We start from the raw sequence: 13,020 nt of genomic DNA on the forward strand, positions 1-13,020 counted from the left end.
CTTGCCGCTGAATGGGTGTGTCGCGGAACGCGCAGCATATTGACCCACGGATCGTACTCAACAATTTGACGCTGACCCTCATTGTTTGACGGAGGCCGCAGGCAGGCTGCGCGTCCGGTACGAAGCACGGGGATATGGCACAATGCCTTCTCTATCCGAACGACCGAACGCAAAATGAAACCATTCGAACCGAACCTTACCTCCCTGGCGGTCGCGCGCGACGTGCTGCTGACGCCATTCGGCCTCGACGAGGGCAAGCTGCTGAGCGCGCTGGGCTCGATGTTCACGCACAAGGTCGATTACGCCGACCTGTATTTCCAGTTCACCAAGAGCGAGGGCTGGAGCCTGGAAGAGGGCATCGTCAAGACCGGCAGTTTCTCGATCGACCAGGGTGTCGGCGTGCGCGCCATTTCCGGCGATCGCACGGCTTTCTCGTATTCGGACGACATTTCCGAAGCGGCGCTGCTCGATGCGGCGGCGGCGACCCGCACGATCGCCCGCGCCGGTTCCGGCAAGATCAAGATCGCCACCGCGGCGCGCCCGACCGGCGGCCGCTCGCTCTACCTGCCGCACGATCCGCTGGCATCGCTCGATGCGACCGCCAAAGTCAAACTGCTCGAGCGTGTCGAGAAGATGGCGCGCGCCAAGGATCCGCGCGTGGTGCAGGTGATGGCCGGCCTGGCCGGTGAATACGACGTGGTGCTGGTGGTGCGCAGCGATGGCGTGCTGGCGGCGGATATCCGCCCGCTGGTGCGCGTGTCGGTCACCGTCATCGCCGAGCAGAACGGCCGGCGCGAAGTCGGTTCGTCCGGCGGCGGCGGGCGCTACGATTACGGCTATTTCTCCGACGAATTGCTCGACCAGTATGCGACCGAAGCCGTGAAATCGGCCTGCGTCAACCTGGAAGCGCGCCCGGCGCCCGCCGGCCCGATGACCATCGTGCTGGGCCCAGGCTGGCCCGGCGTGCTGCTGCACGAGGCGGTGGGTCACGGTCTCGAAGGCGACTTCAACCGCAAGGGCTCGTCGGCCTACGCCGGCCGCATTGGCGAGCGCGTCGCCGCCAAGGGCGTGACCGTGGTCGACGACGGCACCCTGCAGGACCGCCGCGGTTCGCTGAACATGGACGACGAAGGCAACCCGACCCAGTGCACCACGCTGATCGAGGAGGGCATCCTGAAGGGCTATATCCAGGACACGATGAATGCGCGCCTGATGAAGATGCCGGTGACCGGCAATGCGCGCCGCGAGTCCTTCGCCCACCTGCCGATGCCGCGCATGACCAATACCTACATGCTGGCCGGCGACAAGGATCCGGAAGAAATCCTGGCTTCGGTGAAGAACGGCCTGTATGCGGTGAACTTTGGCGGTGGCCAGGTCGACATCACCAACGGCAAGTTCGTGTTCTCGGCCAGCGAGGCCTACATGATCGAGAACGGCAAGATCAGCTATCCGGTCAAGGGCGCGACCCTGATCGGCAATGGCCCGGAAGTGATGAACAACATCTCGATGATCGGCAACGACATGCGCCTGGATTCGGGCGTGGGCGTGTGCGGCAAGGAAGGCCAGAGCGTGCCCGTGGGCGTCGGCCAGCCGACGCTGCGCATCGATGGCGTGACCGTGGGTGGGACGGGCTGAAGTTTTAGCTCTATTAGCTTCAACAACAACGCCCGGTTTTGCCGGGCGTTGTTGTTTTTGAGTCTCGGACTGCGCGGCTGCTCGTCCGATGGTTGAACGCGCGGGCGGGAAACCCGCCCACCCTACGGTTTGCGGCTGTGCTTGCTCCGTGGCTAGTTGAACTTGTAGGTCACGCGCGCATACACGGTCAGGCCCAGCGGATCGGTATAGCGCGGGTCGTAGCCAAGCTGGAAGTTGGTGAGCTGGTTGGTGAAGGGCGGCTCCTTGTCGAACAGGTTCTTGATGCCGGCGGTGAATTCGGCGCGCTTGTTGCCGGTGTAGGTGGTCGACAGCGACCAGGTCGAGTAGTGGCCTACCTTGTTGAAGAACTCGGGCTCGACCGCCGAGTTCTGGTCGGTGTAGTGCGACATGGTGCGGTTGGCCAGGTTCACCGTCCAGTCGCCGTGGCTCAGCGAGAACAGCAGGTTGTGGCGCCAGCGGAACACCGGGGACTCGTCGGCGTAGCGGCCGGCGTTTTCCGTGAATGGCCCGCCGGGCTCGTTCTGGTAGTCGTATTTGTTGACATAGGTGCCGTCGAGGTTGACCGTGAAATTGCCGAGGCGGGTGCGCGGCATGCGGTAGGCGATCGACAGGTCCAGGCCCCGGGTTTTGACTTCGCCGAGGTTGTCGGTGATGGCCAGCACGTAGAGAAGGTTGGTGCCGCTGGCGTCGTAGACGAACAGGTCGCGGTATTTCGCGAAATTGCCGAACAGGGTCTGCTCGGCCAGCGAATTGAGCTGGTCTTTCAGGCGGATGTTCCAGTAATCGAGCGACAGGGTCAGGCTGGAGATGGGCTCGAACACCACGCCGGCGCTATAGGTGCGCGAGCGTTCCGGCGACAGGTCCGGATTGCCGCCCAGGCGGATGTATTGCTGCTGGCCGCAGGACACGTTCGGGTTGGCCCCGGGCGCCGGTGCGCCGCCCGGACAGAGCAGCGGGTCGTCGTAGGTATCCGAGCTGAAGGTGGTGGACTGCGGGCCGTACAGGTCGAACAGCGTGGGCGCGCGGAAGCCCTTGTTGAAGGAGCCGCGCACCAGCACCTGCTTGGTCGGCTGCCAGCGCAGCGCGACCTTGGGGTTGAAGCTGCCGCCGACGTCGCTGTAGTGGTCGTAGCGCGCGGCGAAATTGAGTTCGAGGTCCTTGATGACCGGGACGTTGAGTTCGCTGAACAGGGCCCAGATGCTGCGCGCGCCGGCCTGGTCGCGGGCGTCGGCATAGCCCGAACTGGAGGCTTGCGAGGCCAGGTCGCGGTTGACGAAATACTTGGCGCGGTCGCGCCGGAATTCGGCGCCCACGGCGAAGCCCAGCGGCCCGCCCGGCAGGGCCATGAGGTCGCGGCTGGCGCGTGCGTCGACCGCGGCGCTGTGGATGCGCGCGTGCAGGTATTCGCCCGACAGGATCGAGTTGTTCAGGTAGTCGGCTCCGGCCGGGTCTTGCGTGCCGAACGGGTTCAGGATGCCGGCGCCGACGCCGTCGATGATGCGCTGGTCGATGACATAGCCGCCGTTGAAGATGCTCTTGGCCTTGCCCAGCGAATACGAGATGCCGGTGTTGTAGTCCCAGCCGCCGAACGTGCCCTCGAGGTTGGCCAGCAGGCGGTCGGTGATGCTGGAGTCGAAGTTGTTGCGCCGGCCCGTTTCCAGCGGCCGCCAGGAGATGTCGAGCGGCTCGCCGGTGAGCCCCGGGAAGGCCGGGACCCGGCCGTTGCCCGGATACCAGGGGCTGCTGCTGGTCATGATCACGCCGATGTTCGACAGCGGCGGGGGGGCGACCAGCGACTCGTTGGTGCTGCGGCCGTGCACGAATTCCAGGCTGGCGATCTGCGCGCCGAATTTCTTGTTGAGCTTGGCCATGGCGCTGAACTGGCGCGTCTGGGGAATATTGTCGACGAAGCGCGTGTAGTCGAAGGCGCACAGCGGTTCGTCCGGCTGCGGTACCGAGGCGGGCGGCCGGCAGGCCGGGTAGAGCGGGTTGCCGCTGATGCCGAGGTCGGAGAAGAAATTGGCCGGGAAGGTGGTGCCGCTGACTTCGAACAGGCCGCGGTCCGGACGGATGCCGGTAGCCGAGAAGCTGCGCTCGTCAGCGCGCAGCGCGGATTGCTGGTGCCAGTCGACCACGCCCCAGGCGCTGAAGCCGTCGCGCTCGAGTTCGCCCCAGCCGCCGGACAGGTTCAGGCGCTGTTCGCTGCCGCCGCCGTTGGCCCAGGGCTCGTAGCCTTCGAAGGTGAGCGCGGCGCCCTGCACCGAGCGTTTGGTGATGAAGTTGATCACGCCGCCGATGGCGTCGGTGCCGTAGATGGCCGAGGCGCCGTCGCGCAGCACCTCGACGCGTTCGAGCGCCGCGACGGGGATGATGTTGAGGTCGACGGAGTCGGCGAAATAGGGATGGTTGGCGAGGCGGCGCCCGTTGAGCAGCACCAGCGTCTTGTCGCCGCCCAGGCCGCGCAGGTCGGCGGTGGAGCGCCCGCCGGTGCCGGCGCCGACCGCCGACGAGCCGACTTCGGATGACTGGTTCATTGGAATCGAATTGAGCACTTCCTGCGCCGTGGACAGGCCCTGCTTGGCGAAGTCGGCGGCGCGCACCGTGGTGATCGGCAGCGAGGATTCCGCGGCCAGGCGCCGGATCGAGGAGCCGGTGATCTCGACGCGCGCGATGGGGACAGCCTGTGCGGGGGGAGGCGGCGCCTCTTGCGCCAGCAGGCCGGCGGGCGCGGCCAGCAGCGCCAGGCCGACGGCGCCGCCGCCGGCGAAGATGCGCCGCACGGCGCGCGAGAGCAGGGTTTCGATCATGTACGGACTCCAGAGGTTGGGGAATTCCCGCAGCGCCTGTCCAGGCTTGTTGAGTGCGATCAAATGACTCAAAGACTTTTCTTGTGAGAACACAAGTCCGGTGCAGGACGAGCGGGGCGTGGAGCGACTTTTGCACCGTCCGCTGGAACGCGTCTGATTTCGCTCAAGGAGCAATCCAGGCGAGCAAAACCCTGTGGGATTGGCGCAACCGCTTGCCAAATCCGATGTCCGGAGGCGGCGGAGCGGCAGAGAAAAAGGCAGGCGATTTGCTTGCCAAGCTTCATGCTATATTGTTATAGTCAACTCAGACCTAGCCGACCGGGCCAGCCGGATTCTCATGCGCCAGCACGTTTTCTTTACCTGCTATTTTTACTTTGGCCATTCCAGCCCCTTGGCGGTGGAGTAGCGGCAGGTTCACGCGACATCAGAACAGTCCGACACAATCCAGACAAACCGCCAGCGATGGCGGTTTTTTGTTTTCAGCCCAGCTTTAGCCCAGACACACACAACACGGAGTACAGCATGCCTCGCACCGACGATCTACGCATCCGCGAAATGAAGGAACTGACGCCGCCCTCGCACCTGATCCGCGAATTCCCGGTGACCGCGGCCGCCGAGCAGACCGCGGCCGGCGCGCGCGTGGCGCTGCACCGCATCCTGCACGGCCAGGACGACCGGGTGATGGTGGTGGTCGGTCCCTGCTCGATCCACGACCCCCAGGCCGCGCTCGACTATGCGCGCCGCCTCGCCCCGCTGCGCCAGCGCCTGGCCGGCGAGCTCGAGATCGTGATGCGCGTGTATTTCGAGAAGCCGCGCACCACGGTCGGCTGGAAGGGCATGATCAACGACCCCTACATGGACAACAGCTTCCGCATCAACGACGGCCTGCGCATGGCGCGCGAGCTGCTGCGCAGCATTAACGAACTGGGCCTGCCGGCCGGCACCGAATTCCTCGACGTGATCAGCCCGCAGTACATCGCCGACTTGATCAGCTGGGGCGCCATCGGGGCGCGCACCACCGAGTCGCAGGTGCACCGCGAGCTGGCGTCGGGCCTGTCCTGTCCGGTCGGTTTCAAGAACGGTACCGACGGCAACATCAAGATCGCGGCCGATGCGATGAAGGCGGCCTCGCAGCCGCACCATTTCCTGTCGGTGACCAAGGGCGGGCATTCGGCCATCGTCTCGACCGCCGGCAACGAGGACTGCCACATCATCCTGCGCGGCGGCAAGACGCCGAACTATGACGCAGCCAGCGTCGAGGACGCCTGCAGGCAGCTGGCGGCCAACGGCCTGGCCAGCCGCCTGATGATCGACGCCTCGCACGCCAACAGCAGCAAGGACCCGCAGAACCAGGTACCGGTATGCGCCGACATCGCGGCCCAGATCGCGCGAGGCGACGACCGTATCGTGGGCGTGATGGTCGAATCGCATCTGGTGGCGGGGCGCCAGGACCTGGTGCCGGGCAGGGAGCTGGTCTATGGGCAATCGGTGACCGATGGCTGCATCGACTGGGAGACCACGATCGGCGTGCTGGAAGGGCTGGCGGCGGCGGTAATGGCGCGCCGGCTGCAAAGAGAGTAAGGGCCGCGGGGAACCCGGGTTCCCGGCACAAAAAAAAACGGCGCACCGAGGTGCGCCGTTTTCATGTGACTCGCCGGATCAGAACTTGGCGGTCAGGTTCAGGAACACGTGACGGCCCATCGCGTCATACACCTGTGGGTAGGTGTTGCCGTTGCCGAACACAGCTGCGGTAACACCGCTCAGAGGCGGGTCCTTGTCCAGCGAGTTGTTCACGCCGACACGCAGGGTCAGGTTCTTGTTGATTGCCCATGATCCCACCAGGTCCAGGTAGTCGCGCGAAGCCAGGCGTGCATCGACCGGTTGGAAGTCGGTGCCCAGCAGCGGATTGTCGCTGGTCGCGTCGAGCTTGACCGCGTTGATGTGGCGCCAGGTCACGCCGACCTCCAGGCCCTGCCAAGGAGTACCCCACACGGCGCGGATCTTGTGGCGGTACTTCGGCAGCGGGGTGCCGCAGGTGGTGCCGTGTAGACCGGCGCAGTCGTACTCGCCCGAACCTGGGAAGTCTTCCGCCTTGAACTCATCCAGGAAGGTGCCGATGTAGGACAGGTCCAGGCTGCCGTAGCCACCCATCTTGTAGCCGTAGTTCGCGCCCAGGTCGATACCACGAGTCGAGCTCATGCCCAGGTTCTGGTTGGTGGCGACAATGCGGCCGGCATTCAGGGCCCACAGGGTGCCGAGGCGGTCACGCTGGATCAGGCCGCAGAACTTCGGATCGCCAGTCTGGAGACACTGGGTCAGGGTGGTCGATGCAGGCAGGCCACCGATGGTGCCCTTGACCTTCATGTCGAACGCGTCGATGGTCAGGCTCAGGTTGCGCATCGGGGTCAGGACCAGGCCGAGCGTGTACGAATCCGATTCCTCGGGCGCCAGGCCGGTGTTGCCGCCGGTGATCTGGTTGTACTGCTGCGCCGGGCTGTCTTCAATGCGGCCATACTGCGCAGCGGTAACGCCGGTGCGTGCGCACTGGGCCAGGGTGGCCGACGGGGTAGCGCCGGCGCACGGGTCGGACGACATGCCAAACAGGCTCAGGCCTTGCGGGGTGAACAGTTCGACGACGTTGGCGGCGCGAGCGGCGCGCTGGTAGCTGAAGCGCAGTTTAGCGGCCTGGATCGGCGACCATTCGCCGCCGACACCATACGAGCTGGTCTTCTGGCCGGTCGAGTAGTCCGACTTGCGGTAGGACGCGTTCAGGGTCAGCGATTCTGCGAATGGCATCTTTTCGAGCACCGGGATACGGGCTTCAGCATAGTAGTCGCGCACGCTGAACTGGCCGGCCACGCCCAGGGTCGGTCCACCCTGGCCGGCGAGATCGCCGGTTTCGAAGGCGGTGTCGGTTGCCAGGTCGAGCTTTTCGGTACGGTGTTCCCAGCCAAATGCGACGCCGATACCGTTCTTGCTGGTCGGCAGCCTGAGGCCATATTCGCCCAAGTCGCTCGACAGGTTGACGCCTTGCACGGTCTGCGAGGTGCTACCCTTCTGGAAGCCCGGGGTCTGCAGGTATTTCAGTGCTTCGGGCGTCACGCCGCCCAGCCTCCAGATGTTGTAAGGCACGCAGTTCGGGTCGGTGCCGTCGATCACGCTCTGGCAGGTCGGCACGCCGCCCGGACCAGGCACGACGTTCAGTGCGCGGCCGATACGCTGGTTCGAGAAGTCGTTGAAATAGGTCTCCGAGTACAGCACCTTGCCAGCCTGCAGGAAGGCGTCATAAGTCCAGTTGCCTACGTCGCCTTTCAGGCCGATCACGCCGCGGTAGGAGGTATGGCGCTGGTCATCCTGGCGGCCGCCGCCTTCGACGTTGCGGCGGAAAATCAGTGCGTCGGCGGTGGTGCCTGGACCAGTCAGGCCGAGGTCGCGGCGCCAGGCCGGCGACAGGAACGGGTTCTCGAAGCGAATCGCGTTCGAACCCGAGGCGTCGAAGCCGAACAGGCCGGACGGGGCGATCTGCGCAACGGTGCTGTCGTCGTGGAAGCTTGCCTCGGTGTACAGACGCATCTGCTCGTTGATGTCATAGCGGGCAAAGCTGCTGAAGGTGTAGCGCTCCGATGGGCGGCGGAAATAATTCAGCGGACCGAAGTTGTACTGGTCGGTGGCGGCGACATACGGGCGGGTGTTGCCAGCACTGTCGGCGACCGTGCGCTGGCCGGCGTTGGTGAAGAAGCGGCCCGGGAAGCTGGTGCCCGATCCGCCGCAGTTGAAGCGATCGGCCGAGCTGAAACCTCCCAGCGAGCAGGCGGTGAAATCACGCTCGGATTGCAGCAGCGCGTCTTCCTTCTTGTAGCCGAAGAAGGCTACCGCATTACCGCGGCCGTCGGCAAAATTGCCGCCCAGCAGCAGGTTTGCATCCTTGATCTTGCCGTCCGCGCCCTTGTCGTCAGGCAGCGGGAAATTGCGGCGGCGTGAAGCATCGGCAGCCATGCCGCCGTTCTGCTGGTGGTTGTAGAACGCATAGTTGGTTTCCAGTTGCACGCCCTGGAAACTGTCGTTCATGATGAAGTTGACGACACCCGCGACCGCGTCCGAGCCATAGATGGCCGAAGCGCCGCCGGTCAGTACTTCGACGCGCTTGATCAGCGCTGCCGGAATCTGGTTCAGGTCGGCTGCGGTGTTGCGTGGCGAGCCGGCTGGCAGGCGGCGGCCGTTGACCAGCACCAGGGTGCGGTCGGCGCCGAAGTTGCGCAGGTTGACCGTCGCGGTGCCGGACGAGCCGTTCGAGATCGAACCACCCTGGTCGGCGAATACCTGCGGCAGGTTGTTCAGCAGGTTTTCCACCGAACGCGTGCCTTCCAGCTTGATGTCCTTGGCGCCGACTACGGTCACCGGGCTGACGCTTTCCAGGTTCGCGGTCGCGATGCGCGAACCGGTCACTTCCACGCGTTGCAGGCCTTCGGCCGGGGCTTGCTGCGCTTCCTGCGCATACGCGGACGCGGCAAAGGCCATGCCGCCTGCGAACATCAATCGAACCGAACGAGATATTACTGTTTCCACCATCATGTCGAAAATTCCCAGGTAAGTTCCGCGGCTCTTTTTTTGACGACGACCGCAGAGATGCTTCGATCACGTTGCCGTCCAAATACAAAAACGGCATCTTTTACTACATAGCAATAAAAACATTGAGGTATATATGTTGTCAATTGGAATGTCTGTACAAGCTAGAAATACAACTATTGACGAAACATATTTACAAAAAAACGATTTGGCGTTATGGGTGGGAAACAAAAAGGAATGTTCAGTAAGCGCAGTAGCCACCTGTCAACCCGGGGAAATATGCGCTATCGTTACGCCTCTCTGGCGCACCCCTGCCGATTTTCACGACCTACTTCAGAATTCCTATGCTGAGTTTTATCCTGCGGCGGCTGTGGCAGATGCTGCCCACCATGCTTGGGGTGGTGCTGCTGGTGTTCGTGCTGTTCAACTGGGTCGGCGGCGATCCGGCCTACCTGCTGGCCGGGAAAATGGCCGACACCAGCGCCATCGAGAACATCCGGCGCCAGCTCGGCACCGACCAGCCGTATCCCGTCCAGCTGTGGATCTTCATCCAGCAGATCCTGACTTTTGATTTCGGCAATGCCTGGAGCACGGGCGAGCCGGTATCGACAATCATCGCCAGCCGCATCAAGCCCTCGCTCACGGTGCTGGTGCCGCTGACCATCCTGGAAACCCTGTTCGGCATCGCGCTGGCGCTCGCCATCGCATTCGTGCGCGGCTCGCTGACCGACCGCGCCGTGATGGTCGCGTGCACGGTCGGCATGTCGGTCTCGATCCTGGTCTATATCATCGTCTTCCAGTACGTCTTCGCCTACAAGCTGGGACTGTTCCCGGTGCAGGGCTGGGGCGACAGCCTTGGCGAGAACCTGCTGCGCTATGCGCTGCTGCCGATCATCATCGGCCTCGCCGTATCGATTGCGCCGACCTTACGCTTGTATCGTAGTTTTGTGCTGGACGAAGCCGGGCAGGACTACGTGCGCACCGCGCGCGCCAAGGGCTTGAGCGAGCGGCGCATCGTCTGGGTGCATGTGCTGCGCAATGCGGCGATCCCGATCATCACCCACGTCATGGCCAACCTGCCGGCGCTGCTGATCGGCGCCTTCCTGCTCGAGCGCTTCTTCGGCATTCCCGGCATCGGGCGCGAAGTCATCCTCGCCGTCGAGCGCAGCGACTTCCCGGTGATCAAGGCGATCACGGTGTACGTGGCCGCGGCCACCATGGTGTTCAACCTGCTGGCCGATCTGCTGTACCAGGCCGTGGACCCGCGGGTCCGGTTGACATGATGACGACTCACCCGATATCTCCCGGATTGTGGGCGCTGGCCTGGCGCCGCCTGCGCGCGGACCGCATCGCCATGGGCGCGCTGGCGGTGGTGGGCGCCTTCCTGCTGATACTGGTGCTGTCCGCAGCGGGCCTGGTCGCGGGCGACTGGGAAGACGAGGTTGCGGTCAACTACGCGCCGCCGTCTTTCATCGGCGCCGACGCAGGCACCCGCGCGCTGGCCGCAGCAGCGCTGCCGCGCGCGACGCCGCCGAACGCCTTCGATCCGCTGGCGGCCGAACTGGCCGAACTCAAGGCGCAGGTCCGCGCTACCCACCCGCCGCGCGAAAAATCCTTGACCTTGCCTTTCGGCGCCGACAAATGGGGCCATGACGTGATCAAGAAGACCATCAAGGGCGGCGAGACCTCGATCGTGGTCGGCCTGGTGGCGGCGCTGGTGGCGGTCGGCCTGGGCACCCTGTTCGGCGCGCTCTCGGGTTTTTATGGCGGGTTCGTGGACGATCTGTTCAACTGGTTCTACAGCATCTTCACCTCGATTCCCTCGATCCTGATGATCCTCACCGTGGCCGCGGTGCTGCAGCAAAAAGGCGTCATGACCATCGTCCTGATCCTCGGCCTGACCGGCTGGACCGGTCCCTACCGCCTGATGCGGGCCGAATACATCAAGCACAAGGCGCGCGAATACGTGATGGCGGCCGACGCCATCGGGGCGTCCAGTTGGCGCCGGATGTTCGGCCACATCCTGCCGAACGTCTCGCACGTGGCGCTGGTGCAGATGTCGATCATGGTGGTCGGCTTCATCAAGGCCGAAGTGATCCTGTCTTTCCTGGGCTTCGGGGTACCGGTCGGCACCGTGTCCTGGGGCAGCATGCTCAACGAAGCGCAGAATGAACTCATCCTGGGCAAGTGGTGGCAACTGGCGGCGGCGGCCAGCGCGATGGCGCTCCTGGTGACGGCCTTCTCGCTGTTCGCCGACGCGCTGCGCGACGCACTGGACCCGAAACTCAAATGACCGATATCGACGCCGACCTGCTGCTGCAGGTGCGCGACCTGCGCATCTCCTTCCGCATCGACAAGAAGCACAGCGCGGAAGCGGTCAAGGGCATTTCGTTCGACGTGCCGAGGAACAGCACCGTGGCGCTGGTGGGCGAATCCGGCAGCGGCAAATCGGTCAGCTCGCTGGCCGTCATGGGCTTGCTGCCGATGGAAACCACCCTCATCGATCCCGGATCGAGCGTGCGCTTCGACGGCCGCGAACTGTTCGCGCTGCCGCCGGGCGAGCGGCGCGCCCTGTGCGGCAAGGAGATCGCGATGATCTTCCAGGAGCCGATGTCCTCGCTCAACCCGGTGTTCACGGTCGGTTTCCAGATCGGCGAGGTGCTGCGCCGGCACATGGGCATGAGCCGCAAACAGGCGAGGGCGCGCACGCTGGAGTTGCTGGACGAGGTCGGGATTCCCGACCCTTCGGCAAAAATCGACGCCTATCCCGGCCAGATGTCGGGCGGCCAGCAGCAGCGCGTGATGATCGCGATGGCGATCGCCTGCGCGCCCAAGCTGCTGATCGCCGACGAGCCCACCACGGCGCTGGACGTGACGATCCAGAAGCAGATCATGGAACTGATCGCCGGTCTGCAAAAGAAGCACCGGATGTCGGTGCTCTTCATTACCCACGACCTCGCCCTGGTGGGCGAGATCGCCGACCGCGTGATCGTGATGCGCCATGGCGAAGTGCGGGAAGAGGGCGCGGCCGCCCAGGTATTCGGCGCGCCCCGCGACGCCTATACCCGCGCGCTGCTGCACTGCCGCCCGAAGCTCGATGAGCGTCCGCTGCGCCTGCCCGTCATCGACGACTACCTCGGCGAAGGCGTGGCGGTGCACGCGCTGCCGCAGCGCACGCGCGGCAGCGCGCCCGGCGACGAGCCGCTGCTGGTGGTCCGCAACCTCGCCAAGAGTTTCTACCTGCGCGACGGGTTCTTCAAAAAGCGCGAGTTCAAGGCGGTGAAGGACGTGTCGTTCACGCTGGCGCGCGGCAAGACCCTGGGCGTGGTGGGCGAATCCGGCTCGGGCAAGACCACCGTCGGCCTGACCCTGCTGCGCCTGCACCGCGCCACCGGCGGCAGCGCGCTGTTCGAGGGCCGCGACCTGCTGGCGATGTCCGACCGCGACTATCAGGCCTACAAGCGGCGCATCCAGATCATCTTCCAGAACCCGTATGCCTCGCTCAATCCGCGCTTCACGGTGGGACAGATCCTGCTCGAGCCGATGCGCATCCACCGCATCGGCGTCAATGACGGCGAGCGCGTGGCGATGGCGTATGACTTGTTGAAGCGCGTCGGCCTGCCGGAGCAGGCCTTCCACCGCTATCCGCATGAATTTTCCGGCGGCCAGCGCCAGCGCATCGCGATCGCGCGCTGCCTCACCATGAAGCCGGAAATCCTGGTCTGCGACGAATCGGTATCGGCGCTGGACGTCTCGGTGCAGGCCCAGGTCCTGAATCTGCTGCAGGACCTGCAGGACGAATACAAGATGAGCTATATCTTCATTTCGCACGACCTGTCGGTGGTGAAGTACATCGCCGACCAGGTCATGGTGATGCACCAGGGGAGCGTGGTCGAGATGGCCGATTCGGACGATTTGTACCGCGATCCGCAGCATGCGTACACGCGGGCCTTGCTGGCGGCGATTCCGCGTGGGGCGTGATCACGGGCCG

Annotated in this window: 7 protein-coding genes; 5 read left to right on the top strand and 2 right to left on the bottom strand. The window is 64.6% G+C overall.

Translation table 11 applies throughout. The features are described from left to right. The first annotated feature begins 174 nt into the window (after window positions 1-174). Window positions 175-1,635, top strand: coding sequence for a metalloprotease TldD (tldD, locus tag AC56LR_RS05040; RefSeq protein ID WP_497128148.1), 1,461 nt, complete (start codon window positions 175-177; stop codon window positions 1,633-1,635). Between the two features lie 152 nt (window positions 1,636-1,787). Here tldD and AC56LR_RS05045 read toward each other — a convergent pair whose 3' ends face one another. Continuing rightward, window positions 1,788-4,463, bottom strand: a complete 2,676-nt coding sequence (locus tag AC56LR_RS05045) for a TonB-dependent receptor (RefSeq protein ID WP_497128150.1) — start codon at window positions 4,461-4,463, stop codon at window positions 1,788-1,790. Between the two features lie 522 nt (window positions 4,464-4,985). On the opposite strand from AC56LR_RS05045, the gene aroG reads away from it, so the two are divergent. Further along, window positions 4,986-6,044: a 3-deoxy-7-phosphoheptulonate synthase AroG gene (gene aroG / locus AC56LR_RS05050; protein ID WP_497128152.1), complete on the top strand. Its 1,059-nt coding sequence runs from the start codon at window positions 4,986-4,988 to the stop codon at window positions 6,042-6,044. A 78-nt stretch (window positions 6,045-6,122) separates the two neighbouring features. On the opposite strand, the gene AC56LR_RS05055 is transcribed toward aroG, so the two are convergent. Next, entirely contained in the window at window positions 6,123-9,035 is a 2,913-nt protein-coding gene (locus AC56LR_RS05055; protein WP_497128154.1) for a TonB-dependent receptor domain-containing protein, read from the bottom strand. Window positions 9,036-9,373: 338 nt separating this feature from the next. On the opposite strand from AC56LR_RS05055, the gene AC56LR_RS05060 reads away from it, so the two are divergent. The 3 genes from AC56LR_RS05060 to AC56LR_RS05070 are packed head-to-tail and all read left to right on the top strand — an operon-like array spanning window position 9,374 to window position 13,010. Then, the gene (locus tag AC56LR_RS05060) at window positions 9,374-10,312 is read left to right on the top strand and encodes an ABC transporter permease (protein ID WP_497128156.1); all 939 of its coding nucleotides are present in this window, start codon (window positions 9,374-9,376) and stop codon (window positions 10,310-10,312) included. After that, window positions 10,309-11,322, top strand: a complete 1,014-nt coding sequence (locus AC56LR_RS05065; protein ID WP_497128158.1) for an ABC transporter permease — start codon at window positions 10,309-10,311, stop codon at window positions 11,320-11,322. Before AC56LR_RS05060 ends, AC56LR_RS05065 begins: the two co-directional genes overlap by 4 nt. Further along, complete coding sequence (locus tag AC56LR_RS05070; RefSeq protein WP_497128160.1) at window positions 11,319-13,010, top strand: ABC transporter ATP-binding protein; 1,692 nt, start codon at window positions 11,319-11,321, stop codon at window positions 13,008-13,010. The genes AC56LR_RS05065 and AC56LR_RS05070 overlap by 4 nt, the downstream gene beginning before the upstream one ends. Window positions 13,011-13,020 lie beyond the last annotated feature (10 nt).

The organism is Telluria sp. ZT3P39 (genome assembly GCF_059685935.1).

Coding starts and splice junctions, on each gene's coding strand:
- tldD (WP_497128148.1), top strand. CDS start 175: ATGAAACCATTCGAACCGAACCTTACCTCCCTGGCGGTCGCGCGCGAC.
- AC56LR_RS05045 (WP_497128150.1), bottom strand. CDS start 4,463: ATGATCGAAACCCTGCTCTCGCGCGCCGTGCGGCGCATCTTCGCCGGC.
- aroG (WP_497128152.1), top strand. CDS start 4,986: ATGCCTCGCACCGACGATCTACGCATCCGCGAAATGAAGGAACTGACG.
- AC56LR_RS05055 (WP_497128154.1), bottom strand. CDS start 9,035: ATGATGGTGGAAACAGTAATATCTCGTTCGGTTCGATTGATGTTCGCA.
- AC56LR_RS05060 (WP_497128156.1), top strand. CDS start 9,374: ATGCTGAGTTTTATCCTGCGGCGGCTGTGGCAGATGCTGCCCACCATG.
- AC56LR_RS05065 (WP_497128158.1), top strand. CDS start 10,309: ATGATGACGACTCACCCGATATCTCCCGGATTGTGGGCGCTGGCCTGG.
- AC56LR_RS05070 (WP_497128160.1), top strand. CDS start 11,319: ATGACCGATATCGACGCCGACCTGCTGCTGCAGGTGCGCGACCTGCGC.